Consider the following 26,465-nt stretch of genomic DNA (forward strand, 5'->3'; position numbering starts at 1 on the left):
ATTTTCGCGAAAGTTGGTTGCGGGAGCACGCATTGGCCTGAACCGAACGGCCTGCGAGCGACATTCATGACATAGCTTTGGCGGAGCGCAAGCCTGAGCACGCGCGCTGGCGCCGTCCGGCCGCAATGCGCAGATTGCGGATATGCAGATTGCCTATGCGCTGTCGAGACTGGTCAGCGAAACGGCCCAAAGGACATGTTAATATGTTGCTTGGCTGTTGGCTCGGCCAGTGCACATGGCACGTGTGCCACTTGGCGACGCGTAGCGTGAGAAGTCTCATGGCGCCATGAGAAGACCGACTGCAGATATTCCCCCTCATCAAGAACTTTGATTGAAATGGTGAGCAAATGGAAAGTAGACAGGTGCGCGTCGGGAAGCCGCAGAAACTCGGGCGCTTCGGCGCAACGGCTTACCTCTGAAAGGTTTCTCGGTGTGACGACGCTTCCTGAGGCAAGGAAAAGGTTAGAGATGAGCGTAAGTGAAGAAGAAGTAAGAGGGAAGCTGGCCGCTTACTTGGAAAACAATAGTTACTCTGAGGTAAGCAAAGGCAATGATGGGATAATCTTCATCGCAACCCCTTGGGGTGACAAGACGATCGGGCTGGTTATCCCAGATGACTCCGATAAGCAATATAGCCTCTTCGAGAGCCTCAATGGAAGCACTCTTCCTGAGAAATACTCGGCAATTTATCATAGAGACACCAAGAAACTGGAGGTCATATGGACCGCATATCACTTGAATTCGGCGAGCGCGGAAACTGCAGAGCGAGAGTTTGAGTTCCTATTTGGTGGGAATACCCATAAATGTTGGTTTGGAGAGGCGTCCCAGCGACTGATGAGTATCGCCGCTTGCGCTGAGCCGGTTTCAAATTCAAATGCAACGAACTACAGAAACTTAACGTCATTCATGCTTCTTCAGCGAACTGAGGATGGCGAAGACGGTCATCACGGGGGACGCGCGCTGAGTACCCCAAGGTCTTTCTACATTGATTTAGGAGAGCTGGATTGGGAAGAGATTGACAACTTGGTTATCCATCTCAATGCCTTCATGTCGTACTATGACACGAAGACCCCTCAAGTGCTCATTCACGAACCTATCGCGAAAGACTTTTCAGCAAGGGACCGGTATCTTCATGGAGAATTTCCTAAGAAGATATCTGGCCGCGAGATCGACATCAATGCACTGAACTACTGGAGGGAAGCGACACTCTCAGGCAATGAGATCGTGACCTTCTTAACTTGCTATCGAATTATTGAGTATCTCGCCTTTCATTTTATCGAATCTCAAACGCGGTCCCGCATTAAGAAGATACTATCATCTCCGCACGCCCATTCTAAAATTGATGCCACAATGAGATCTGTGGTGGAGGCGCTATCAGCAAAGAGCGCCACTGATGATATACCGAAGGCTCAAAATCTCATAACTGAAACCATCAATATGGAGCTACTCTGGACAGAAATTACACGGCATAAAAAATATTTCTGCACGCCGACCAATTTTGACGGTGGCTACGCCGTGAAGAGCCTCATCACTGAGAAGGATTCTCTCGAAACTTTTTCGAACAATGGGGTACGGAACACCTTTGATAGATTGCGCGGCATTCGGAATGCCTTGTCACACGGTCAGGATCAACAGACACGCAGCGTGATCCGGCCGACGGCGCACAATCGCCGTCTCATCAGGCCTTGGCTGAACCTTATTGAAATCATTGCAGGGGAAGCTATGTTGAACAGCGAAGTGGTGTAAGCCACATGACTTTAGGAGCAACCTCCATGAGCAACCCTGACTAAATCTCTACATTTAGCGCTATGATCGCTTACTGACACCACATATAGATGCCGTCATGCAGCAGAGCATGGCGGCATTGTTTCATGCGATTCGGCTCTCTACCTCTCTCTGAGGCACTTCTCCGATGGGTGCGAGACGCCCGATTGATCTGGTGGAGTCATCATCCCGCGCGCGTGCTTCGCACGAACCTCGCCGTTCGGCAGGTTGTGATACAAAATTACACTTCCCTGTCCACTCTGACCGTCTGCGATCAGCGTACCGAAGATCGACTGTCAGCCCTTCATGTCGGCTCAGAGCAGACCGGCCTATTTTCCACGAAGGGCAGCTACGGGCTGGGACCAGCCGAATGCACTCGCAGCGAGGGCGTGGCCCTGCACCCACGATTCAGACTTGTCGCCGTTTCGCAGCACTGCGGTGCTGGGTCTCCATGGTAGCATTACGCCGCCGGCAACGGGTCGGAGATGGGGCTGGGCGCGGTGGAGGGAAACCTTCACCATGGAAAATGAGAACCTACCCGCCGTCCGCCCCACCAAACCCGCCTGGAACCGTGGCCGCATTATCGGTCAAAAGCGGCCCCTCTTACCTCGACACGTCTGGGCCATCCGTGTCCGTTTGGAAATCGCAGCGAAGATCCGCGACCTCGCCCTCTTCAACCTAGCGATCGACAGCAAGTTACGCGGCTGCGACCTAGTGTGCCTGAAAGTGGCGGACGTGCTTTCTGCCGGTTCGATCAAGGAGCGCGTATCGGTCGTGCAGCAGAAAACTCGACAGCCAGTGCGCTTCGAGATCACCGAGGGCACGAGGCGGTCATTGATGGCCTGGCTCGCTAGCCCGACGATGAGGGGCAGAGAATATCTATGGCCCGGCCGCGTTCATGATCGTCTGCACATTTCGACGCGGCAGTATGCCCGATTGGTAAAGGGCTGGGTGAGCTCCATCGGGCTAGAGCAGTCTGCGTATGCCACGCATTCGATGAGAAGGACAAAGGTGGCTCAAATCTACCGCAAGACCGGCAACTTGCGCGCCGTTCAGTTACTGCTCGGGCATTGTAAGATGGACAGTACCGTTCGCTACCTGGGTGTGGAGTTAGAAGACGCCCTGACAATTTCTGAGGCGGTGGACCTCTGAGAAATCGATCTTCGGACCTTGACCATGGACAGGGCTAAGGCCCGGAGCCAGCCCAAACTTGCCCTTCGCCTAGAGGCGCTCTGTCCGGCGAAGCGGACCTTCATCCCGGGTGCGCCCTTGATGAGTTTGCGCAGTATGGTGGACCTGGCTCCAGGCAGGGGCGCCCATCTGGCTGGTGCACCTGGCCTCTCCAGTCGCACTACGAGCTTCTGCAATTGGTTAATTCCAGCTCCCTAGATGAGGATCGTCGACTCGTCGAAGAAATCGGTCGTCAGGATGTAATCGACCGGCACCTCGGTGTCCGCGGTGAAGAGCGCGTCGCTTTCGGTGAAATTGCCCGCCCCGTCGTTCTGCAGCAGCACGACCGTGCCGGTCGACTCGAGGCGAGCGAGGAGGTCGAGGTCGCCGTCGAGGTCGAAATCACCGTCCTTCAGCATGCCTCCGACGATCGACGGATCGTAGCCGGTCTCGACCAGTTCGACCCTCTCTGTGCCGACCACCACGTCATAGGTCACGAGACCGGGCGCGCGCGGTGTAAGGTTCGCGCCGAGGTTGACGATTTCAATCTGCGGATCGCCGTCGAAGTTGCCTGCCTTCGCGCCGCCGATGAAGGAATCCTCTCCCGGTGGGTCGATCGAGGCACCGCCGTCGAGCGCGCCGGTTCCATCGTTGAGATAGATGAATCTCCCGCGTCCATCGCCCCAGGCGCCGAACAGCACGTCGGTGTCTCCGTCGTTGTCCACGTCCTCGAAATCGTCGAACCAGGTGCCTTCGCCAGCCGAAAGCGAGTCCACAGCGATGAAGTGCCCAGTGCCGTCGTTGACCGTGACAATCGTCTCTGCCGGCCAGTATGCTGTGAAGAAGACGAGGTCCTCCAACCCGTCGCCATTCATCTCGGCGAAATGCGCCTCAGTCGAAATTTCATTGAGCAAGGCCCAAGCCGCCGACTTCAGCGCAAACTGGCCATTTCCGCCATTTTCGAAGACGAAAAGGGTATTCGACGCATTGCCGAGCGCCGCAAGATCGAGGTCACCGTCGCCGTCGATGTCGCTGATGTCGGCGGCTGAGAAGACGTTGGCGGCCCAGGTTACGCGTCCCTCGTCGAGGCCGATGTTGACGGTCAGCTCTTCCGTGGTACTGGTTCCCTCGATGAACACACCGGTTCCGTTATTGGCAAAAAGCGTGGTTGTCACCGAATAGCTGTAGCCGGGCGTGTCTTCAGCCGGCAGGTACGGCAGGTCCGCTACCACCCGCAGGATGTCGCTGTCGCCGTCCCCGTCGAAATCCCCGCTCAGGAAATCGAGCGGTTGCAGCCCGGACGGGTCCGCTTCGGCGCTGATGCCGGTGTCGCGCGCCTCGAACTGCCCGTCGCCGTCGTTCAGCCCGATAAACAGCGAGCCGCCTGAGGCAAAGAGCAGGTCCAGCGAGGGTTCCGGCACGGGCGGTTCTGGATCGGTTGGGGTGAGGCGGATGTAGTCGGTCCGCAGCGGCTCGCGCCCATCGGCGAAGCCAACCAGTTCCAGCCTGTCACCGGCCTCAAGCGCGACCGAGGTGATCTCGTGCTCGGTGGCGCTGGCCCGGTTGGCGATACTGCTGCCGTCGGTGCCGTCCCAGTCGAAGGCGGCTATCTGCACCCCGTTGAGCAGCGCCCGCATCGAAGCGACGCCGTCGGTCTCGTCGAAGTAGCCGATGGCCAGATCGTAGGTGCCGGTCTCTTCGAAGGTCCAGGCGGCGCGCGCCTCGCCGCTGCCGGTGGCCTGCAGCATATAGCCGCCCGAGGCCGCTCCGTTGCGGGCCACGGCGAAGCCCGAGACGATCTCGAAATCCTCGGCCTCGTAGAGCGCGGGAAGCGGGGTCGGATCGGGGCCGGGCGTGACGGCGGTCAAGTCCACATAGTCGACGCGCAGCGGTTCGCGGCCGTCGCCGATGCCGGCAAGCTCCAGCACGTCGCCCGCGGCCACCTTCACGCCGTCGAGCGTGTACGTGGCCCGGCTGGCAAGGTTCGCCAGCGTGCTGCCGGCGCTGCTGTCCCAATCGAAGCTGGCGAGGACACTGCCGTTGAGCAGCACGTCGAGCCTCGACACGCCGTCGGTCTCGTCGAAATAGCCGATGGTCAGATCGAAGGTGCCGCCCTGCGTCAGCGTATAGCTGGCGCGCGCCTCCTGCGCGGAGTTGGAATGTTGCAGCACCGCGCCTCCCGAGGCCGCGCCGTTCTGCGCGATCTCGAAGCCCGAGAGGATGGTGAAATCTTCCGCCTCCATCCGCGTGGTCTCTCCGGTGGGCGGAACGGCCGTACTGGCGGTGACATCAAGGTAGTCGGTGCGCAGCGGCTCGCCGAGGTTGGCCGCGCCGCTCAGCTCCAGCACGTCCCCCGGAGCCAGCAGGACACCTGCGATCATATGCTCGGCCTTGCTGGCGGCGGTGACGATGGCGGTGCCGGCGAGCGAGTCCCAATCGAAAGCGTCGATCACCGCGCCGTTCAGCAGGACCTCGAGATGCGACACGCCGTCGGTCTCGTCCATGTAGCCGACCGTCAGGTCGTAGAGCCCGGCCAGGCCCGAGAACACGCCCCCCGCCTGCGAACTGGACGCGGTCGCCGCGAGCACCGCCTGTCCCGAGGCGTGCGGATTGCTGGCGATCTCAAAGCCGCCGGCGATGCCGAGTGCCTCGGCTTCGGTGCGCCCCGTCGAGATCGGAGCGGACAGGAATACATCGGGGAACGAGAAAACGGCTTCAACAAAAGGGTTACCGGGCATGATGAACCTCCCCTCATGAAAAGCTATATTTGAATTCCATATTATGAATATGTAATTCAACCTGTCCGAGTCCCTCCCGCCGGTCAAGGTGGCAGCTTGTGTCAGGCGGACAGCGCATGGCGTGCAGCTCCCGAGATGCGCAGGTCCCGTCCGTCCGTCGCTGCTGGAGAAACCAACGGGCGGGCGGTTGCGTGTTGGGCATCGTGAAGCGATGTGGCGGACGGCCCTTCCACCCTCGCGCCCGAGAGGCATGCTAGACCTGCGATTTTAATAAGAGGCCCCCAGCACATGGATCAAGCTCAGCCCAGTCCCACCGCGCGGGGCGCACCAAGCGCGCCTCGCGTCACCCGGCATAGACTGCACGCTGCACGTGCGGGTAAGGGCGACAGGACTCCAAGTGCCTGGGCCAGCCCTTCAGGCAAGGCGATTTTCTATGGAATTGGCTCGGGACCGATCGCTTAGCCCCGCTTGAACGACAGCTGTCGGGATGTGAACCGGGCGGGGCTAAGTCCGGTTGCTGCGCACAGCGGAAGAGAGCACTCGCATGGGTCCCGCGATTTGCGCCGGTGATTCCATATTGAGGGTTCGTAGATGCACGAGCTGTAAACCGCGTCTTTCTGGGTCAGCATCAACTCGCTGATTTAAGGTGCTTGTCGGCGGGCTTGCGTGGAGGGAACTGATGCCGCGGCTTGCGGGAGGTTGCTGACGGGGGCAGTATCAAAGCCTCATTTTTGGAAGCTGCGTGTCAGCTAATCGCGAAAACATTTCAGGGAGAAATTCTATGAGCGTCAGGGTTAGTAAGAAGGTAAAGGGCGGCAATATCTCGGTGGGAAGTGGCGGCAACCACGCGAAAGTGGGGGGCAAAGTTGGAAGTGTGAACGTCGGCAAGAAGGGCGTCACAGCGCGTGTCAAGATTCCCGGAACTGGGATCAGCGTGAACAAGAAGATCAAGTGAGCTATCGGAACCGCGTTGGCTTGATCAGAGCGAACCCGTGTACTGACGACGCGTCACATGTGGGCGCGCAGGCGAACGATCATGGTGGGCCGGAACACGGCGACAAAGACTGGGAGGTGCTCTAGGACGGGCGCCCGGTCGGTCGCATCTACGCGACCATGCTCCGCGACCCAGACCGCAGCTGGATGTCGTTCGTGCAGGTCGGCCAGCTGGCGCATGGCTACGCGAAGAACATGGAGGCTGCCTTAGAGCAGGCGCCGCGGCGGTTGGGCCGATCCGGGTTTGTTGGACAGGGGCCGTTCGGCCGCTCGCAGCCCTAACTCGCCCTTCGCTTGGAAGTGCCTTGCCCAGCGAAGCGGACCTTCATCGCGAGAGCGGCACCGAGTAGTGTGCGGACTTTTCTGCCATTCTCGTTGACCGTTCCAAGGTCTGCTTCGACAATTCAGCGATGTCGAGGACGGTCGCTTGCGGTCACCATAAGCCATACAGATTCAGGTTGTATTGGCTTCGATGGCAGCCTCTTCTGCAAGTGTTTGCCAACGCCGCAGCGTCGCTTGGTTTTCAGTCAGCCAACGCCGCAAAGCGTCAGCAGTGACCATGCCAGCTTCGATCTCCGTACGCTGTTCATCGAAGCTACCCTGATTATCGACGGGTGACGTTGCAATCGACATTTTCAACCCCGGATTGGGCCTGACCTTCGTCGGCTTCTGCGCGTCAAACTTGGCGCCAATTGCCTGCACATCTGCTTCCAACTGTGCGCGAATGGCAGGGAGGGCGGCACCCCACCCTCCAAAGGTCACTGCGACATAGTTCGCTCGGCGCTCTGACCCTCGACCAAGTTCGTGCGCGAAGCGACGAGGTCGTATGTCTTGCGGCAGCGTCTTGAGTGTCGCAGTCTGGTCGAAGATCATTGATGTACTTTCGCGCGGACTGGCCGACTTCAACATTGAGGACCCAGGGCGAATGTCCGGCGCAACTTGCTCCAACAATGAGACATACAGCGCGTTGAAATCGCCCACGACCTTATCTGGGATAGGTGAGTAGCCTCGTCGGTGTTTGTGGATCGCTTGATCTAATACTGCTGAGCGAAACTCGTAGCGAAGGATCATGTCAGTCCCGGCCTCGTCCATCTGGTCGCGGAACCAGGCGGCGATCATCTCATATGTTACAGTGACGTCAAATTTTCCGGTGAAATTGGGGTGCTGGGCTGCATACGCTTCAGGGCACGCGATAATCATGGCTGCGCTATGGAAGCCTTCGTCCAGTATGCCTAATTCATCGCGATAGCTTTCGGCCTGATCGGGCTGTTCCGTTGCGTCCAACTTGTTCTCGATGAGCAGCGCGACGCGTGTGCCGTCCCTTTGTTCAAGCTCAACAAAGATATCAATCTCGCGTCGAGAGCGAGTACGGCGTTTGGAATGTTTGACGTCCCAGGAACGGAGCTGCCCATGGATACCGCACTGGGCTGCCATCCAAACCAAAAAGTCTGGCGCTGAGTGTAGTTCTTCGACCAGCAACAAATCAATGTCGCGCTCAGTTGCATGCGTAAGCGTTGGGATGAACTCGTCATCTGTCATCAGGCAATATCCAGTTTTGGAATAAATCGAGAAGCTGGCCCTTCGCAGTCAAGTCTAAGCCGTTACCTCACATAGGAGAAGATGCCTAAGTAAAGCTAATCACCGCCCAAGTCATGCACATGCAAAAGGTGTGCTCGAAACCTTCAGATCGTCTCAAGAACGGCATTTTTGCCACTGGCGGCTTTTCAGCTAGAATTTCTGGCGCAACCCGGATTGGTTTTGTCACGTATTTTGCCGACTTCCCAGGATTGGAAATTCGCCATCCTGCAGCAACTTGGTAGGTTGGGCTCGGAGCGCGCTTGCGGCAGTGCAGCGAGCCGTGCATTTGGCGGGCAGTTGCGCCCGTCGCTGCCGGCCCAGTCCGACCGTCCGAAGCGACCGCCGGCGCATCATTGCAGCGTCACCGAAGCGGCCATTCATCCCCTCCGTAGCATTTCCAACGGCCCACGATCCGGTGTGCGTGACTTTACGGCCGTCCGCATTCAAACCAGCGACAAACTGCATCCTGCGCTCCGCAGACCTTCGGCCCCTTTTCTGCTTGTTGCTGGAAAGCCCACCGACATGGTCTCTCACTTCGCCATGGTCACCTGCCTGGAAAGAACCCTTCCGGCGCTCGGCCAAACAGAGCATTCCGACAGACCTAAGATTTTTCTTCCTCCAGGTGCATCCAGACCGGCCCGAGCCCGAGTCCTAGGAGTATCGAGCCCGCGGACTGGCCGCGCTCGAGACCTGAGGAGATTGAACGATGCACAAGACCTTTTCCGCCCTGACCCTGCTGCTCACCACCTCTGCCGCCACCGGTGCGCTGGCCGACGACCATAGCGCGATGACCGCGATCGGGCTCAGCGGAGACAAGATGCTGCACGTGATCGACACGAGCTCCGCCATGGTGACGGAGTCCATGGAAGTCACCGGTGTCGACCGGCTGCTGGGCATCGACCTGCGCCCCTCGAACGGGCAGCTGATCGGCGTCACCGACACCTTTGAGATCGTCGAGATCGATCCCGAGACCGGGGCGGCGACCGTGATCTCGACCATGGACAAGGAGCTCCCGATCGAGGGCGACGCGCCGGTGATCGTCGACTTCAACCCGATGGCCGACAAGCTGCGCTTCATGTCGGGCACCACCAACCACCGCGTCGACATCGAAAGCGGTGCCGTGACGGTCGACGGTTCGCTGGCCTTCGAGGAGGCCGACATGCACGCGGGCGAGGCCCCGGCCATCGTCGCGGCGGCCTATATCAACAGTTTCGGCAAGCCCGATAGTACCGCGATGTACGACATCGACAGCACCATCGTCGCGCTGATCCGCCAGACCTCGCCGAATGACGGCACGCTGGCCGCGGTCGGCAAGCTGGGTATCGAGGGCGCGGAGCACTACGCCTTCGATATCGCCACCGATGCCGAGGGCACCAACACCGCCTGGCTCTTGGCTGCGGGTCAGTTGCACACCGTCTCGCTCGACGATGGTTCCGTGCAGGAGAGCTGGAATATCGAGGGCGCCGACGGCGCAACCCTGCGCGACATCACCTTCATGACCGCGGAGATGTGAGGCGTCGCGCTACGTCCATGCCGGGCGCAGGCTGCATGCCTGCGCCCGGCTCAAAGGCGTCACGCAAATCGGCCACGTCTCAGCGCGCATCCGGCCCTGCCATCTCGTGTAAATTGACAGGCCTGCAAGCGGTCTCTAGCCGTAGTCCCATGGCCGCAGCGCAAGAGGGCGGCACAGGGAGAGCAGAAAGTCACGTGACGGATCATGCAGCCTTGATCAGGGCCTGCGCCGGGGGCGACAAATCCGCCCTGCGCGGCATCATGACGGCGGAGGGCGGGCGCATGCTCGGTGTCGCGCGTCGCATGCTGGGCCGGGTCGACCTTGCCGAAGACGCGGTGCAGGAGGCCCTCGTGCTGGTTTGGCACCGGGCGCATCAGTTCGACGAGAGGCGGGGCAGCGCCAAGGGCTGGCTCTACACCATCCTGCGCAACCGCTGCCTGACCATGCTGCGCAGCGAGGACCGCGAAGTGCCGACCGAGCCGCAGGCAATCGACCGCGCCTCCGAGGGCGCCCTGGTCGACGCGGCCTTCGACCGTCTGCCCACCTCGGCAGACCTGCGCGGGTGCCTGGAAGGGCTTGATGAGGCGACACGGCGTGCGATCCTGTCCTCCTACGTGCTGGGGCACAGCCACGGCGAGATCGCCGGGCGGCTGGCAACGCCGCTGGGCACGGTGAAGGCACGTATCCGGCGCGGCCTGCTCAAGCTGAGGGAGTGCCTGTCATGACGGACCGTTCTCTTGACCTGCTGATCGACGAGGTTGTGCTCGGGCTCGCCTCGGAGGCTGATACCGCGCGGCTGGAGGAACTCGCCGCGCGCGACCCCGAGGTGGCCCGGCGGCTTGCAAGGGCGCGTGACCGCTTCGCCCCGCTCGACGAGACCGCCGACGACCTGCCGCTGCCGGAAGATTTCTGGGAGCGCCTCGCGCCGCGGCTCGATGTATCGGAGGAGACGTCGCCTCCGCCGGAGCCAGAAACGGCTGGCACCGAGGTGATCGACCTTGCCCCGCTGCGCGCGCGCCTGACCCGCTGGCGCAGCGCCGCCGTGACCGGGATCGCCGCCAGCCTGCTGCTGGGCTGCCTGCTGGGCTGGTCGCTGCTCACGCCATCTGAACCCCTGGTCGTGGCGGTGCTGCTGGATGACCGCGGCGAAGCCATCGCGCTTGTCGAAAGCGGCCCGGACAACACCACCCGCGTGACCCTGCTCGAGCGACCCGACGTGCCCGCGGGCCAGGTGATGCAGGTCTGGACCAAGCCCGAGGAGGACGCCCCCCCCGTTTCGCTGGGTCTGCTCTCCACTGGCCTGTCACGCGTATTGAGTATCGAAGGCCTGCCCAAGCCGCATCCGACGCAGCTCTATGAGATCACTTTCGAGCCCGCCGGTGGCTCGCCCACCAACCTCCCGACCGGACCCATCCTCGGTAAGGGGCTGGCCAAGGAGCCGGTGACATAAAACCGCAGGAGTGGTGTCTCGCGATCCGTTCGGGTTGGCAAGCGCGGCAATAACCTTCTCGGCGGACACCTTCGGTGTGACGTTCAAAGAACCGTCGGAAAAATGTCTGAACTCGGCGGCGGCAGCAGCCAGCCCTAAGCTGCCGGGAGTGCTACGCGCAGCCTAGGCACGGGGAGTCCACAGCACCGAAATTCCGGTTGGACCAGTTTTCAGGGTCGAGACACACAACTGCACCGATCTGCGAATGCGTGCATTTTTCACACCTGCAGCAGTTGGGTCGCGGCCGGTGCTTAGCCTTCGTCGTTCGTGCAACTGTTGGCGAAGGTAAGCGCCGGCCATTCCGACTGGCGCAGCGAGATCTTTTTTACCCACCCCGACTGTTCGCCGAACCGGCCGCGGCACCAGACGCCGTCAGAGGCGGTGGCGCAGTAGTTCACCTTGAGGCAGATGCCGGGCTCGAGCACGCCGAGCGCGCCCGCGTCGCCGCGCGGCTGACTGCGTACATTGAGTTGGACTAGGACTTCGACATTCGCATAGGCCCCGTCCTCCTCGGTCATCTTAGGCTGCTGCAACTCCTCTTTCGGGGCACAGTCCTGCGAGTAGCCACGGTAGATGCAGCGGTGCCTGCGCAGCGCGGCGGACAGGGCGGCGGCCTCGGGTGCCCCTTCGGAGCGGTCGAGGATCAGCGTCCCCGCCTCGCCGGCGACATCGCCGGTCACGCGGACCTGGTTGCCGCCGAGCAGCGCGAGCAACCCGCCGGTGTCGTCCATCAGGTGAAGCTGGCCATTCTCGATGTCCCAGCGCGCGAGGTCCGAGAGCGGCGCGGCGCAGCCGGCGCTCGCCGCGGCATGGCCGCGCTGCAGGTCGTCGGTGCCGGCCTCCAGCTCGATGCGGCAGGGCTCGGCGCCTCCCGCGCGCGCGGCGTCGAAGCTGTACCAGGCGCCGGAGAAGGCGTCGACGAACTGCTCGGCGGACTGGCTGGCGGCGGAGGTTGCGGACAGGGCGGCGAACGCCAGCGCGGCGAGAAGCGGGGTCTTGGTCATTCAATCCTCGAAGAGTGGGTCCTGCGGCACGGACTGGGTCATGCACATCCGGCCTTCGCGCGGAGGCCGGGCCGTCCGGGGCATCGTTTCGGGCGCGCCGGATGCTAGCCCGGGCCCGGCTTTCAGTAGCTGGTCTGGGTGATGGTGACGGCGCCGCCGTTGGAGTAGACGGTGGGCAGGGTCGCGGAGGTCAGGTTGTCGCCGATCTGCGTGTAGGTCACGCTGGCGCCGGCCCCCTGCACCTGCAGTCCCGAGGTGTTGCCGTTGCCGATCTGCTCGAGCTTGCCGAAGGCCTGGTCGCCGGTAACCTCGACGCTGCCGGTATTTTCGTTCCCGGACTGGAACAGCGCGCCGGTCGCGTCAAGGCCGAGGACGGTCACCGACCCCTCGTTGCCGACGCCGTCCTGCTGCAGGATGAGCGTCGCGAGCGTTCCCCCGGTAAGCGTGGCGCTGTTCAACTCCGCAACGGCGCCGGCGCCGGTATTGTTCTGCAACAGGACAACCGCTGCCGCCTCGCCGGTAAGCAGCACCTCGGCGATGTTTCCAAATCCCGTCTGCTGCGCTGGAAGAGTTCCACCGAGCGCGCCGGAAATGGTAGATCCGGAGGCTTCGCTCTGATCTACGAAAAGCGTGTTACCCAGGCCGCCAAAAGAAGAATCCTGAAGAATGAACAGCGTATTGTCGCTTCCCGCCTGAACGGTATTGGCGAGGAGGGCACCCGCGATCAAGATTGTCGCGCTAGATTTCAGGAATGAACTCACAACATACTCTCCTTTAAGACGGGGAAACGCTACCACGCGATCTGGGAAACGACCACGCTATTTCCGGTGCCGGTCTGACGAAACTGCACGGTATTTCCGGCACCCTGCTGGGTGATGGTTGCAATGTTGCCGCTCCCCATGGCGACACCGAGGATCGCGTTCTGCCGGCCTTCCTGCACAGCGTTGATAATGTTCCCGTATCCGATCGAGGCGAAGAAGGCTGAATTGAGATCGGAGTCGATCCTCTGCGACAGCTTCAACGATGCGGACCCGGGCAGGGCGTCAAAGTTCAGATCAAGCCAGAAGCTCCAACCATCTCCGAAGTCGAGTTCAGCGTTAATCCCGGAATCTTTCACTTTCCGCCCTGTCGCGGCGTGCGCGGTATTCGAAACTGTCGCACCTTTCTTCAGAAATGATGCACCGTTGTCGGAGCCGGCGAAGGCATTTGGTGAAATGAGCGAGGTCACCAGGGCTGCAGAAATGCTGTATGCAATCTTCATGGCGGTTTCTCTCGCTTATTTCCCTGCCGAATTTTCGCCTTTCGGGCTAATTCCGCACGATGGCGGAAATGTGGTCAGGTCAAGGAAGTTGCGTGTAGGGCCGCGACGGCGCGGCCCTGCGCTTGGGCGTTCTCAGCCTAGCACCTCACCCGACTGCGGGGGCGGTGGCGGCGCGACGCTTTGGTCCTGCGGCGAGGGCGCCAGTTCGCGCACGATCGGGGCCTGCGCGACCTGCCGGGTCTGCGGCCGGGTCTGCACGATATGGGCCGCGTTACGGGTCTGCGGCGGCAGGACGAAGCGGGCGGTCGCCGGCATGGCGTCGCCGTATTTCTCGGCCCGGTAGCGGGCAATCAACTGCGCGCCAGCGGTGCGGTCGCGGAAGTCCCAGAGACCCAGCTCGGCGCCTTCGATGACCAGAGAGTAGACGGCCTTCTCGATCGCCTGCTGCACGGCCACCTGCTTTGGCTCGTTCGCGGTCATCCCGGCTTCCACCTCGAGCAATTCGTCGAGCATCACGTAGCGGAATACGCTGCCGCGGATCGCCGAGGAAGCGATGCTCTTCTGGGTCATCACCGAGGCGAGGACTTCGCCGGTGTCGGTCGAGACCGCGCGGAGGCTTACCGTTACCGTGTCCATCTGCCACTGGCCATCGACGCCGATGCCGAGGTAGCGGGCGCCGGCTCCACCGGTCTGCACGTTGCTGTCGTAGCCGACGATCCCACCCTGAAGAAGAATGCCAGCGTGCAGCAGCGGCTTGAGCGCCGAGGGGTCAATGTCGGTCTCGCCGCGATACTGCCGGCGCATCTCGGTGATGATCTGGCGCTCGCGCACGAGGTCCTGCAGGCCCGAGCGGTCGAGCACGGCGAACCAGTGCCGCTCGCCCGCGTCCTGAAGCGCCTTGATCAGCATGGCCGAACCGCCCTGCGTGACGGCGCGCGAAAGCGATTGCACCACGTCTCTTTCCTTGTACTGCCCGGTCAGGTCCGGGAAGTCGTAGACCGCGAGGTTGATGCGCTCGGTCGGGGCCGGCAGCGCGCGCAGCGCGTGATTCTGGTGGGTGACCTTCACGAGGGTCGGATCAACTGTCTCGAAATAGCTGCTCTGCATGTCCGAGCAACCGGCGGTCGCGAGAAGCCCCGCGACGATCGCGAGCCTCCGGGCCAGTCGGGGAAGGGCGGGCATGGTCATATCTTGTCCTGTCGTCGCCTGTCGTCGTTTTTGGGGATGCGCGGTCAGCTGGCGTCGGTGACGAGCTGAGGCACGATGATTTCGGTGACGGTGCCGTCGAGCGAGTCGGTAATGACCAGTCGGATCGAGTCGATGCTGCGCTCGAAGGTCACGGTCGTCGTCCCGAAGGTCACCGTGCCGTTCTCCTGCGGATTGTCGCCGAAGATGGCCGAGGTCACCTGGCCGGCCAGCGCCGAGAGCAGGCGCCCTTCGAGTTGGCTCACGAAGAGTTCGGCGTCGGATGTGCCGGAGCTCTTGGAGCCGCTGGACGAGGAAGACGAGTCCTTGGCGTCGCGCGCTGTGGCATCGCGCTGCGCGTTCGCGGTGCCCAGAAGATGCGACGAGTTGAGAGGGTTTCCGCCGAAAGACGGATTGGTCGGCTTGTAAACTAGGTCGCCCGCGCCAGCGGGAGAGGCGACGAGTAGGATCAAGCTCGCCCGGATAATCGCGGATTTCATGCTTCGCCTGTCAATTCGTGGTCGTGGTTCCGTATGGGCACTTTCTCTTTCGAGAATGCGCGGCAGGTATCCGAAATGTTTTCCTTCATTTCCATCCCGCAAAAGTAATGAAGGCGAAAATGTTGCCAATTCGCATCCGCCCGCAGGATTACCCAAGGTAAATATATTTCCCTCGAATCATGTCAGCACGAAGGAAAAGCCTAGTATTTTCTATTTTCCTTGTGGTTTTCATGATTTTCCCGGATCAATTCGTTAACAAATAGTTAATTTTTACAAAATCCGAACGCGTGATCAAACTGGGTCAAATTTGGAAACTATTAATTAAGCTAGTTATTACAATACGTTGCGTGAATCCTGAGGTATACTGCGTCTCGCGGATCACTAAATGTGGTTGACCGCGTCTTGATGTCGTCATCTTTTCGCCTCAATGTCTGAACCGTACAGAGCGATGTCTTGGGGGAAGACTGGGATAAGACGTAAGGGGCGTGAGCGGAAAGACATCTGACAACCATGCTTGCCGGTTGGAGAAGGGCCAAGCTGGCCAACTTCCTACTGCCATGAGTGCTTGTTTCGGGATCGCCTTCAGGCGCATTTCGAGGCGCGGACCGTCTTCTCGGGCCGCGGTATGTGATCTTTCGCCATGCGGTCTTGCGCCGACACCCTCGACTTTCAGGGATCGAATTCCGTGAACGCCCGGAGGAAAAATTTCCGGACATGACCGCGGTTCAAAAGAGCCGCACCGAAAGAAGGAAGTAAAAGGTGAGTGTTTTTAAAAAGAGCCTGGTCGTTTCGACCATCGCGATCCTCGCAGGCGGGGCGCATGCCGACAGCAATGCGGCCTACCTGGAGCAGGCCGGCAACGGCAACAGCGCGGGCATCGTCCAGTAATGACCATCGAAGGCGGCTCCGCCCCGCACGGGCGGGCCGCCGCAATAGTTCAAGTCCGGGGGCTGCGCGCCTCCATCCAGCAGGAGTAAGGTAAATGGGAATCTTTAGAACTGTTCTCGCCACGTCCACCGCGCTTGCCCTTTCGGCCCCGGCGCTCTTTGCGGCAGACAACAACAGTCTCTATCTCGAGCAGCTCGGGAACGGGAACAGCGCGCTGGTCAAGCAGAGCCGCGGTTTCGGCGGCAACGACATCGGCACCACGGCCGACCCGGTTACCCAAGAGGGCGACAACAACCGCATCTCCTACAACAACGAGTACTGCTGCAACGGCGGCGTCGGGAATAATGACTTCCTGATGCTGGACCAGCTGGGCGACAACAACAGATTCAGTGCCACCGACCTCAACAACTCGGATTCCAACGTGGTCTCCAAGGTGCTGCAGGAAGGCAACGACAACAGCATGAACATCGGCCACAACGGCAACGACGACGGCACGATCGGTCTTGCGCTCCAGCAGGGCGACAACAACCACATGCGCCTCGTGCAGGAAGCCGGGTCGAACAACGTCATCACCTCGGCCAAGATCGTCGGCAACAACAACGGCGTATCGCAGAATACCGGTCCGTTCACCGGCTCCGAGCTCGGCATGTACGTCCGCCAGTACGGCAGCAGCAACACGGTCAGCAGCGCCTCGATTGAGGGCGACAACAACGCCGTCACCCGCAACCCGCCGCTGGCGGCTTCGACCTTCGGCAAGCTGTCGATGTTCATCGAGCAGCGCGGCGACCTCAACATCGCAAGCGCCGACGTGCTGGGCTCGAACGGCAACCACGTCTGGATCCTGCAGAAGGAGGACGGCAACAGCGCGCTGGTCAAGCAGGGCACTTCGGTCACCTCGACCGGCAACGCAGCCGACATCGCGCAGACCGGCAACGGCAACGCTATCGAGGTCGCCCAGACCGGCGATCTGAACTCGGTTCTTGCGACCTTCACCGGTAATGGCAACGGCGTTGGCGCGATGACCGGCGATGCGGGGACGCTGGTGTCCGCGCAGTCGAACCTGACGCAGGGCAGCATCCTGCAGGACTCGGCGCTCGTGACCGGCGGAAACGCAATCGACTATGCGGTCTTTGGCAACGACAACCTCTTTGCCTTCGCCCAGATCGGCGGCGACAACGTAATCTCGGGCACCGTGGGCGACGGCATGTCGAACGCCTCTGCCAATCAGGTGGCCGTGCTTCAGGTCGGCGACGGCAACGTGACCGGCTTCTCGCAGATGGGCGGCAACAACGTTCTCGCCGTTGTGCAATAAGCGGGGTTGGCCGGTCACGACCGGCCCCACGTCGATGATCCTGGAACGCACCGGCCGAGGCTGGTGCGTTCTTGCTTCAACGACGCACTCGAGTTCGGATCATGCATAGGCGATTCAAGGGTGGGCGACGCGTCGCGAACAGATTCGCATTCTGTTTGTCGATCTCCAGGCACAACTAGCTGAGCTGGCTATTGGACATCATTTCCCGCCAGCGCCCATCGCGGTGACCATGTCACACAGGCGACGGCAAGCCCCTCAAAATTGTTCCGGCGGACATCGAAGGACCGATTCCAGTTTCGGTACCGCGGCATTGGAGCCTGCTGCGGCGAGTCGACAGACAACGCTCCCTCAGTCCGCTTTCTGCGCAATGCCGATATGCGCGGAACCTCCTCTCGCAACCGCAGCGAACGGCATGAAGGTCCGCCTAGCTGCCCGTCCAAAGATGCGCAGATCACCTGCGCTGAAAGCTGCGGGAAACCCCTTAGTCAGATATTTCGGCATTGTCCCAGCTTACCGAGGTTTCGCCGGGCAATAGCCGGCCCCCGCTCCTTCCCCCCGGCATGCAGGGAAAGGTCCTTCTCTTCCTGGCTCGTATCCACGCGATGCCCTTTCTCGGAGGCCAGCCGCTTCCCCGCAGGCTTCTCACCTGCCCCACATCGGCCGTTCGTGGCCTTTGCAGTCCCCGATCCGCCTGACCGCCAGAGGCGACGGCCGGCCGGCCGGTGGGTTCCGTTGTCGCGTTTCTGCGCCAGCCCAGAAGGAGCCGTACCAGCGCGGGATGGGGTAGTCCCCGAACCATAGTCCGTCTTTGAAGGCCGGCAGACGAACGCGCCGTGGTCACTGTTTTTGAGTACGTCCGCGTGGAGAAGCAGCGAGAGTAAACCAGGCGCAACGAAGCCGGTTGTCCCGACTTGGTCGCGACCTTCTGGAAGCCGCTGGTTCTTGAGTAAGTGTATTGATCGGCGAGTCGTGAGTTTCTCGTCTTCATTTGACGCCGTGGAAGGGTAGCTGGCCCGAAGCGGCGGAGCCCTCCCGTCGCGCAGACGGTTCGGGCCAGCGGGTCGCACCGTGAACTTCCCATCAGACTTCGTCCGGAGCACAATGAACATCGGAATAGACTAACGCGCGTTCTCGCCGGCTTCGTGGCGCCTCAAACCGCGGATTTTCCCGGAAGTTCTTTTTCCGTTTCTCCTAGGTTTCGTCCACCTCAGGGCCAGTGCGCGACGCTTCAGCTTCTCCTCTCTTCTCGGCACTGTTGATCGGCTCCCCAAGGTCGGGGGATAAGAAAGCTCGAGGCGATCTTCACATGAAGAAAGATGAACACACGTATGAATATTAGAGACGGTGCGGCTGCCAGCTCCGCGATGCAGCATCCCGCCTACGAGGCCGACTACACCATCTATCCGAACATTGACGGGATCAGAACCTCCGCGCCATGGCGTCTCGGTGACTACCTGGAACGCGGCATGCTCTCCGAGGCGATGATCTATCACCTCAGCGATCATTTCGCACTTGCAGAGCAGCTGGTTCGCAGCTTGTCGGTAATGCTCGGCAATTGCCTCGACGATGACGGGTCGGCAATTGTTTTGGTCGAGGTCAATCGCGCGCAGGCGATTGCGGCCGGCCAGAAGGAGCTCCGCCGCCTCTTGCGTGGCGCGAAGCGAGGCGGCCTTTCTCTGTCGGAAGTACGCGATGGCTTGGCTTCGCTCTCGACTGTCTTTGCGAAAACCCCGAGAGACGCCAGCCTCCTGCCCAAGGCGCTTTCGACCCTGGCGGAAGCGGCAAATTTCACGGACGACATCTTCACTTCGATTGCCCGTCTCCTCGATGTTCCGGGCGCCGCCGCGGTTCTCGTACCTCGCGACAAACGCAAGGTCATGGATAAGCGCCGGCAATATGTCATCGAAAGCTGCTGCCATGTCTGGCTCGATGACGGCAGGCCCCTGACCTACACGACCGTCTCAGATGGCAGCAAACGAGGGCAGCGCCACGGGCCCTTGATCGAGTTCATCCAAGCCGTGGTCAGGATGATCACCCAGCCAAGCTCCGAGCTGAGCGGTGAGACGATCCGGGTGGACATCGACCACTTCCGTGCGGAGATCGAAAAGCCGGATCCTCTCTTCGACCCGCCCGAGTTCAAAAACGGCGAATGTGCAGATCAATACACTTAGTGCCCTGATCTCGGCGCGGTCATGGTCAACCCATGACACGCGCTCCCTTCTCTCGACAGCAGACCGCTTCCGATCTCGATCGGATCGATGATGCTCTCCTCACCCTCGCCCGCCTTCTCGGCGAGGCCGCGGCAAAGGACACGCGTGTCTCCTTCAACCTCGGTGAGGAGATCGCACCCCATGCCCCCGCAAAAGATTCCAACTAAGGAAACTGCCCGTCTCAAGACCGTGAAACAGGTCGCCTTCGAGGACAATGTTTCCGAGAAGACCGTGCGCCGCGCCATCGACGCGGGGCTGCTCGAGGTGATCCGGACCGGCCCGCGCGGCCGCCTCATCCGCATCCATCCGGACGCCCATATGGCCTACCGTCGCCGCCGCGACTGGTAGGGCCTGGTGTCCACAAAAGTCATTTATTGACAGCGCGTTACCGAGACGTCGGGAAGACATAGCCTCCGGAAAGAGATGGTTTTCGGTGCTACTATCTTCCCGAATGTCCACCCCTGTCCCCTCCGGTCTTCCCGAGACCCACCATGTCCAGAAAGGATTTACCCGAATGAAGCACTTTAGCGCCGACGACCTCAGCCTCGCCCTCCTCCCCCATCAGACCCCCATGTTCAGCGACGTGGTCGCCAAAATCGAGGCGGACACCAACCTGAGCCCCACCCGCAAGCGTGACATGGCCTCCGCCCTCAAGCGCGTGGCGGAAGCGCTGGGGAAGACCCCGAGCAACATGCCCGCGGATCCCCGGTGGCTCCAGCCCCGGCTCGAAGCAATCACCCCGGCCATGATCGGCGTCTCGCAGAAGACCTGGGCCAATCTCGTGAGCAATGCCCGGGCTGCACTGGTGCACTCCGGGATTGCGAAAGTTAGAACAAACCAGCAACATGCGCTGACTGAAAGCTGGCGGGTGCTGTGGGAAACGGCCCGCACCAGCGGCAAGATCCACGACTCGCTCAGCCGCTTTGTCTACTTCCTGGATCGCCTTGGCGTTGCCCCCGAAGAGGTCGGAGACCCGCATGTGACCGCGTACCACGACGCCCTGATGGATGACGAGATCCGCAAGAACCCTGCGGCATCGCTGCGCAATGCGGTCAATGCCTGGAACCGGGCGGTCGAATATGTCCCCGAATGGCCAAAGACGCGCTTGAAGGGCACCGAACCGAAAGCCCAGAAGATCAAGCTTCCGCTCGCCAGCTTCCCTGCGAGCTTCTCGGCCGATCTTGCGTGCTTCAAGAAGACCGCAGGCCGCGCGGACTTCCTCGCCGAGCCCGGCATTCGTCCTCTCGCCCCGGCATCGATCGCGACCTATGCCCGCCTTCTGGAGCGCTTCGCGGGCGCCGTGGTGCGGTCCGGTATCCCCGCCGAAGACATCCCGGATATCGCGGCTCTCCTCTCCGACCAGATGCTCGAGGCGGGCCTTCGCTGGCTCTACGCGCGAAACGGTGACGCGCTGACCCCGGGCCTGAAACTGACCATCCTGGCCCTGCAACAGGTGGGGCGGCGCCACCTCGGACGGACCGAGCAGCCCCTGATCGACAAGTACGTGAAGCGCTTGCCCAAGAAGCAGCAGGGGATGACCGAGCAGAACCGCGCGCGCTTGCGCCCAATGCTGGCCCCGCAGATGACGGCACGCATTGCCAAGCTGCCGGAGGTCCTGATGAAGCGCGCCGGCACTCAGACGTCCCACAAGGCGTGCCTCCTGCGCGAACAGGCCATTGCCCTCGAAATCCTGCTGCATTGCCCGATCCGCCGCGGCAACCTTCTCTCCATTGATCTCGACCGCCACCTGCAGCGTCCCGGGGACGGCCGTGTCTACCTCGTCTTCCCGCAGGACGAGGTGAAGAACCGCATGATGCTGGAGTTCGAATTGCCGAAGCGGATCGTCGAGATGATCGACGGCCACATTGCTCTGCGCTCGCCCCGGCTTTGCCCTGCGGGAACCACCTATCTCTTCCCGAAGCGGGATGGCAGCCATCCGATGGCTGGCGAGCATCTTTCGGACAATTTCAAGAAGTGCCTGCGCCGCGAACTTGGGCTCGAGGTGAACCTGCACCTCTTCCGTCATTTCGCCGCCCACATCCTGCTGGAGGCCTGCCCCGGGCACTACGAGGCCGCGCGCCGTCTGCTCGGCCATTCGCGGCTGACCAGCACGCTCAACGCCTATACCGGCGTCGAGACCACCTCTGCTGCGCGCACGTATGCGGATATTGTCGGGAAGCTGCAGCAGTGACCCGGACCGTTCGCATTCTGCTTCTTGAAGACTGGCCAGCTGCAGATCAGCAGATGTGGCGCCACGCGGTCCAGACAGGCGGCCTGTTCGACGATATCGGCGCACTGTCGCATCTTGCGGAGGAAACGCTCGGCATGCTCCGCAGCGGCTACGGAACATGGCTCACCTGGCTGGCGGACGTCCTGCCGGGGGCGCTCTCCGAGCCACCCGACCAGCGCCTCACCATTGCGCGCTACCTGAATTTCATCGAGGCCAACGCGCATCTGTCGCCCAAGAGCAAGCATCTTTATGCATCCAGCGCCCTGCGAGTGCTGGCGGCCTGCTATCCCACCGCAGACTGGGGTCCTTTCCGGAAGATAGAATTCCACCTGAAGAAGGAGGCCGACAATTACGTCAGCCATCGCAAGGACGGGCGCATCCTCTCCGGCCAATTTGTGCTCGCGAAAAGCCTAGAGCTGGAGGCCGCGGCCGAAACCATCGCGTCGCCGCTCAAGAAAGCCCTGCAGCAGCGCAACGGGACGCTCCTGGCTTTCCTGTCGCTGATCCCGCTGCGCCGGCGCACGCTGACCAGCCTCCGGTTCGGCGAGTCCATCCTCTTCGAGGACGGTGACATCCACATCGTGACCAAACCGGAGCTCACTAAGACGAAGACTTACTGGAACACGGTGGTGCCCGAGGTCCTTGCGCCGTCGCTGCAGCGCTACGTAAGCGAAACCCGTCCGTACCTCATGGCGCGAGGCGGTGCCGAGCATGATAGCCTCTGGGTCACCAAGGATGGCATGCCCCTGACCGGGACGGCAACCGGCACGCTGATCCGCACCCTGACCCAAGACCTCTTCGGCGTGGTGATCTCACCGCATCTCTTTCGTGACATCGCGGCCACAACGCTGGCCCGCATCTCGCCCGAGGCCGTGGGGCACATCCGTCCCCTGCTCGGCCACAACGGCCATCTGACGGCCGAGAAATACTACAACCACGCCACTGCCCTGGACGTCAGCCGCAGCCATGCAAGCTTGATTGCCAGCCTCAAGAAGGACGCCTGACATGCGCACCGCCATCTACGCCCGCTTCTCGTCGACCCTGCAGCGAGAAGCCTCGATCGAAGACCAGGTGCGGCTCTGCCAAAACCGCGCCCACACAGAAGGCTGGAGCGTCGTGCAGGTGTTCAGCGACATGGCGCTTTCGGGGGCTTCCATGCACCGTCCCGGACTGCAGAGCTTGATTGATCTCGCCGCGCGCGGTGGGCTCGACGTCATCCTCTGCGAGGCCCTAGACCGGCTAAGCCGGGACCAAGCCGACGTCGCCACGCTCTACAAGCAGCTCGACTTCCATAACGTGCGGGTCGTCACCCTCTCAGAGGGCGAGGTCAACGAGCTGCACGTTGGCCTCAAGGGCACGATGAACCAGATGTTCCTCAAAGACCTTGCTGCCAAGACGCGGCGCGGCCTGCGCGGACGCGTCGAAGCGGGCAAATCCGGTGGTGGCAATGCCTATGGCTATGCCGTGGTGCGTCGGCTGGGTGCAGACGGTCTGCCCGTCACCGGCGAGCGCGAGATCATTCCCGAGGAGGCAAAGATCATCCGGCGCGCATTCGAGGAATTCGCCGGAGGTTACTCTCCCAAGGCCATCGCACGCCGCCTCAACGAGGACGGTATCCCCGGCCCGCGCGGCGCGCTCTGGCGTGACACGGCGATCCGCGGGCACCGTATCCGCGGCACTGGGCTCTTGAACAACGAGCTCTATCTGGGGCGCCTGGTGTGGAACCGTCTGCGCTATGTGAAGGACCCCGCGACGGGAAAACGCGTCTCGCGCCTCAACCCTGAGAGCGACTGGATCATTCAGGAGGTACCGGAGTTGCGCATTGTCAGCGATGCGCTCTGGGCTTCGGTGAAGGCCCGACAGACCAAGATCGACGCCACGCCCGCAGTTCAGGGCATCCGGAAGAGCAAGTTCTGGGAAAAGCGCCGAGGTCCGCACCTGCTCACCGGCAAGCTCGCTTGCGCCTGCTGCGGTGGCACCTTCGCCGCCGTCGGACGGGACTACCTCGCCTGCTCGAATGCCCGCAAGCTCGGTACCTGCGATGCCCGCAAGTCGATCAAGCGCGCGGTGCTGGAAGAGGCGGTGCTCGACCTTCTGCGGAACCGCCTCATGCAGCCCGAAGCGGTTGCCGAATTTGTCGCGGCCTTCACCAGGACAGCCAACGCTGAGCGCGCCTCCGAGAAGGCGTCCAGGCAGCAGACGGCAAGAGCGCTGAAGGAAACCGAGCGCAAGTTGCTGGGCCTCTACGACGCCATCGCCGACGGATTCCGCACGCCTGGCCTGCTGCAGCAACTCGAAGAGCTGGAAGCGAAGAAGGCCGAACTGGAGGCGGAGTTGCAGGCCCCCTCCCCTGCCCCGCTGCGCTTCCACCCCGGTCTGGCCAAGCTCTACCGCAAGAAGGTCTCGGAACTGTCCGGCGCCTTGCGCGACGAAGCGATCCGCACGCCGGCACTTGAGGTGCTGCGTGGCCTGATCGAACGCGTCGTTGTGCGCCACGAGGGCGTAAACGGCAGTCTGGTTCTGGAACTGGAAGGGGCAATCACCGCGATGATCGAGCAGGCGCAACCGGGTGCGCTGCACGGTGTCGATGCATGTTCGGTAAAAGTGGTTGCGGGAGTAGGATTTGAACCTACGACCTTCAGGTTATGAGCCTGACGAGCTACCGGGCTGCTCCATCCCGCGACAGAGTCGATTTGTATCGTTTTGAGAGATACGTTGATTTATTGAGGGTTTTACTAGGTTTGGCGGTGACCTACTCTCCCACGTCTTGAGACGCAGTACCATTGGCGCGGCAGCACTTAACGGCCGGGTTCGGAATGGAGCCGGGTGTTTTGCTTGCGCTATGACCACCAAACCAAGAAAAACCCACAACGTCGCGCGCAGCGCGACGGGTCGGCGGAAGCGACCTGCGAAGCAGGTTGCGGGCCGACACCCCCGGGAAGCTGGGAGCGACAGATACCAAGTCAAGTATTTTGTAGGGGTTGTATGCTTCGTCTGATCTTGGAACAGCCTTGCTGTTCCTGGATCGGATCAAGCCTATCGGGCCATTAGTACCGGTCAGCTGAATGCATTGCTGCACTTACACCTCCGGCCTATCGACGTGGTGGTCTTCCACGGCCCTCAGGGATACCTTGTTTTGAGGGGGGCTTCCCGCTTAGATGCCTTCAGCGGTTATCCTGTCCGATCATAGCTACCCAGCACTGCCGTTGGCACGACAACTGGTCCACCAGTGGATCGTTCACCCCGGTCCTCTCGTACTAGGGGCAACTCCTCTCAAGTATCCTACACCCACGGCAGATAGGGACCGAACTGTCTCACGACGTTCTAAACCCAGCTCACGTACCTCTTTAAATGGCGAACAGCCATACCCTTGGGACCTGCTCCAGCCCCAGGATGAGATGAGCCGACATCGAGGTGCCAAACACTGCCGTCGATATGGACTCTTGGGCAGTATCAGCCTGTTATCCCCGGCGTACCTTTTATCCGTTGAGCGATGGCCCTCCCACTTGGGACCACCGGATCACTATGGCCGTCTTTCGACTCTGCTCGACTTGTCAGTCTTGCAGTCAGGCTGGCTTCTGCCATTGCACTCAACGAGCGATTTCCGACCGCTCTGAGCCAACCTTCGCGCGCCTCCGTTACGCTTTAGGAGGCGACCGCCCCAGTCAAACTACCCGCCACACAGGGTCCCGGAACCCGATAAGGGATCGCGGTTAGACATCAAGCAATGCAAGGGTGGTATCTCAAGGGAGGCTCCACGGACACTGGCGTGTCCGCTTCGAAGCCTACCACCTATCCTGCACATGCATGGCCTGATGCCAGTGTGAAGCTGTAGTAAAGGTGCACGGGGTCTTTCCGTCTAACCGCGGGAAGCCTGCATCTTGACAGGCAATTCAATTTCGCTGAGTCGATGTTGGAGACAGCGGGGAAGTCGTTACGCCATTCGTGCAGGTCGGAACTTACCCGACAAGGAATTTCGCTACCTTAGGACCGTTATAGTTACGGCCGCCGTTTACCTGGGCTTCAATTCAGAGCTCTCACCCCTCCTTTTAACCTTCAGGCACCGGGCAGGCGTCAGACCCTATACGTCGTCTTGCGACTTCGCAGAGCCCTGTGTTTTTAGTAAACAGTCGCCACCCCCTGGTTTGTGCCCCCAGCCAAAACTTGCGTTGAAACTGGGCCTCCTTCTCGCGAACTTACGGAGGTATTTTGCCGAGTTCCTTCAACATCGTTCTCTCAAGCGCCTTGGTATTCTCTACCAGTCCACCTGTGTCGGTTTAGGGTACGGTCTCAAAGTGGGGCTATTTCCAGGAACCGCTCAGCCGCCCTTCCAATCCGATAAGGAAGAACGACCTCTGCAATCCGTCACCACCACATGGCCCAGGAATATTGACCTGGTTCCCATCGACTACGCCTTTCGGCCTCGCCTTAGGGGCCGGCTTACCCTGCTCAGATTAGCTTTAAGCAGGAACCCTTGGACTTTCGGCGAGAGTGTCTCTCACACTCTTTGTCGCTACTCATGTCATCATTCTCGCTAGTGATCTCTCCACCGGATGCCTTACAGCCCGGCTTCACAGAAAGGACTTGCTCCTCCATTACATCCCGAAGGATGCAGAAGAGGAGTAGTCCT

The 26,465-nt window shown here is 61.2% G+C and carries 20 protein-coding genes, 1 tRNA gene and 2 rRNA genes (1 of these 23 only partly in view); 13 read left to right on the top strand and 10 right to left on the bottom strand.

Annotation, left to right across the window (positions count from 1 at the left end; all coding sequences use genetic code 11):
* Positions 1–468: 468 nt before the first annotated feature.
* Both AYJ57_RS15730 and AYJ57_RS15735 read left to right on the top strand, forming a co-directional pair.
* A complete protein-coding gene (locus AYJ57_RS15730; RefSeq protein WP_066108039.1) occupies positions 469–1,746 on the top strand; it encodes a hypothetical protein in 1,278 nt (425 codons plus the stop codon).
* Between the two features lie 537 nt (positions 1,747–2,283).
* Entirely contained in the window at positions 2,284–2,916 is a 633-nt protein-coding gene (locus AYJ57_RS15735; RefSeq protein ID WP_066108043.1) for a tyrosine-type recombinase/integrase, read from the top strand.
* Between the two features lie 233 nt (positions 2,917–3,149).
* Here the strand turns inward: AYJ57_RS15735 and AYJ57_RS15740 are convergent, their stop codons facing one another.
* A complete protein-coding gene (locus tag AYJ57_RS15740; protein WP_066108046.1) occupies positions 3,150–5,672 on the bottom strand; it encodes an FG-GAP-like repeat-containing protein in 2,523 nt (840 codons plus the stop codon).
* Positions 5,673–6,453: 781 nt separating this feature from the next.
* Between AYJ57_RS15740 and AYJ57_RS25930 the strand changes: the two genes are divergently transcribed.
* Complete coding sequence (locus tag AYJ57_RS25930) at positions 6,454–6,627, top strand: hypothetical protein (RefSeq protein WP_157374207.1); 174 nt, start codon at positions 6,454–6,456, stop codon at positions 6,625–6,627.
* A 491-nt stretch (positions 6,628–7,118) separates the two neighbouring features.
* On the opposite strand, the gene AYJ57_RS15745 is transcribed toward AYJ57_RS25930, so the two are convergent.
* Positions 7,119–8,204, bottom strand: a complete 1,086-nt coding sequence (locus tag AYJ57_RS15745; RefSeq protein WP_066108051.1) for a PD-(D/E)XK nuclease family protein — start codon at positions 8,202–8,204, stop codon at positions 7,119–7,121.
* 745 nt (positions 8,205–8,949) lie between these two features.
* On the opposite strand from AYJ57_RS15745, the gene AYJ57_RS15750 reads away from it, so the two are divergent.
* The 3 genes from AYJ57_RS15750 to AYJ57_RS15760 all read left to right on the top strand — a co-directional run bounded on the left by AYJ57_RS15750 (position 8,950) and on the right by AYJ57_RS15760 (position 11,206).
* Entirely contained in the window at positions 8,950–9,756 is an 807-nt protein-coding gene (locus AYJ57_RS15750) for a DUF4394 domain-containing protein (RefSeq protein WP_066108054.1), read from the top strand.
* A 260-nt stretch (positions 9,757–10,016) separates the two neighbouring features.
* On the top strand, positions 10,017–10,481 hold the full coding sequence (locus AYJ57_RS15755) for a sigma-70 family RNA polymerase sigma factor (protein ID WP_193789555.1): 465 nt from the start codon (positions 10,017–10,019) through the stop codon (positions 10,479–10,481).
* A complete protein-coding gene (locus tag AYJ57_RS15760; RefSeq protein ID WP_066108062.1) occupies positions 10,478–11,206 on the top strand; it encodes an anti-sigma factor in 729 nt (242 codons plus the stop codon). The genes AYJ57_RS15755 and AYJ57_RS15760 overlap by 4 nt, the downstream gene beginning before the upstream one ends.
* Before the next feature lie 290 nt (positions 11,207–11,496).
* Here the strand turns inward: AYJ57_RS15760 and AYJ57_RS15765 are convergent, their stop codons facing one another.
* From AYJ57_RS15765 to AYJ57_RS15785, 5 genes are all read right to left on the bottom strand, one after another.
* Complete coding sequence (locus AYJ57_RS15765; RefSeq protein ID WP_066108065.1) at positions 11,497–12,249, bottom strand: SH3 domain-containing protein; 753 nt, start codon at positions 12,247–12,249, stop codon at positions 11,497–11,499.
* 122 nt (positions 12,250–12,371) lie between these two features.
* Positions 12,372–13,010: a hypothetical protein gene (locus AYJ57_RS15770; protein WP_066108068.1), complete on the bottom strand. Its 639-nt coding sequence runs from the start codon at positions 13,008–13,010 to the stop codon at positions 12,372–12,374.
* A 29-nt stretch (positions 13,011–13,039) separates the two neighbouring features.
* A complete protein-coding gene (locus tag AYJ57_RS15775; RefSeq protein WP_066108071.1) occupies positions 13,040–13,510 on the bottom strand; it encodes a curlin repeat-containing protein in 471 nt (156 codons plus the stop codon).
* A 132-nt stretch (positions 13,511–13,642) separates the two neighbouring features.
* Entirely contained in the window at positions 13,643–14,698 is a 1,056-nt protein-coding gene (locus AYJ57_RS15780; protein ID WP_066108074.1) for a CsgG/HfaB family protein, read from the bottom strand.
* A gap of 44 nt (positions 14,699–14,742) precedes the next feature.
* Entirely contained in the window at positions 14,743–15,195 is a 453-nt protein-coding gene (locus tag AYJ57_RS15785; RefSeq protein ID WP_066108077.1) for a curli assembly protein CsgF, read from the bottom strand.
* A 759-nt stretch (positions 15,196–15,954) separates the two neighbouring features.
* Between AYJ57_RS15785 and AYJ57_RS26565 the strand changes: the two genes are divergently transcribed.
* The 7 genes from AYJ57_RS26565 (at position 15,955) to AYJ57_RS25545 (ending at position 24,484) form a co-directional block, all read left to right on the top strand.
* Complete coding sequence (locus AYJ57_RS26565) at positions 15,955–16,083, top strand: hypothetical protein (RefSeq protein ID WP_257784701.1); 129 nt, start codon at positions 15,955–15,957, stop codon at positions 16,081–16,083.
* A gap of 94 nt (positions 16,084–16,177) precedes the next feature.
* Positions 16,178–17,395 carry a hypothetical protein gene (locus AYJ57_RS15790; protein ID WP_066108079.1) on the top strand — a complete coding sequence of 406 codons (1,218 nt, stop codon included), beginning with the start codon at positions 16,178–16,180 and terminating at the stop codon, positions 17,393–17,395.
* 1,316 nt (positions 17,396–18,711) lie between these two features.
* Positions 18,712–19,566 (top strand): hypothetical protein, encoded by an 855-nt coding sequence (locus AYJ57_RS15795; RefSeq protein ID WP_157374209.1) that lies wholly within the window; start codon positions 18,712–18,714, stop codon positions 19,564–19,566.
* A gap of 180 nt (positions 19,567–19,746) precedes the next feature.
* On the top strand, positions 19,747–19,953 hold the full coding sequence (locus AYJ57_RS15805; RefSeq protein WP_066108090.1) for a hypothetical protein: 207 nt from the start codon (positions 19,747–19,749) through the stop codon (positions 19,951–19,953).
* Between the two features lie 166 nt (positions 19,954–20,119).
* Positions 20,120–21,796 carry a site-specific integrase gene (locus tag AYJ57_RS15810; RefSeq protein ID WP_066108092.1) on the top strand — a complete coding sequence of 559 codons (1,677 nt, stop codon included), beginning with the start codon at positions 20,120–20,122 and terminating at the stop codon, positions 21,794–21,796.
* A complete protein-coding gene (locus AYJ57_RS15815; protein WP_157374211.1) occupies positions 21,793–22,839 on the top strand; it encodes a tyrosine-type recombinase/integrase in 1,047 nt (348 codons plus the stop codon). The genes AYJ57_RS15810 and AYJ57_RS15815 overlap by 4 nt, the downstream gene beginning before the upstream one ends.
* Before the next feature lies 1 nt (position 22,840).
* Positions 22,841–24,484, top strand: a complete 1,644-nt coding sequence (locus AYJ57_RS25545; protein WP_083191392.1) for a recombinase family protein — start codon at positions 22,841–22,843, stop codon at positions 24,482–24,484.
* Here the strand turns inward: AYJ57_RS25545 and AYJ57_RS15825 are convergent.
* The 3 genes from AYJ57_RS15825 to AYJ57_RS15835 form a co-directional block, all read right to left on the bottom strand.
* Positions 24,441–24,517, bottom strand: a tRNA-Met gene (locus AYJ57_RS15825). The two genes, AYJ57_RS25545 and AYJ57_RS15825, sit on opposite strands and share 44 nt — an antisense overlap.
* A gap of 57 nt (positions 24,518–24,574) precedes the next feature.
* A 5S ribosomal RNA gene (gene rrf, locus AYJ57_RS15830) occupies positions 24,575–24,689 on the bottom strand.
* Positions 24,690–24,861: 172 nt separating this feature from the next.
* Positions 24,862–26,465 (bottom strand): 23S ribosomal RNA (locus tag AYJ57_RS15835); it runs 1,230 nt beyond the window's last position.

Origin of the sequence: Salipiger sp. CCB-MM3, from assembly GCF_001687105.1 — a bacterium.
GTDB lineage: Bacteria > Pseudomonadota > Alphaproteobacteria > Rhodobacterales > Rhodobacteraceae > Salipiger.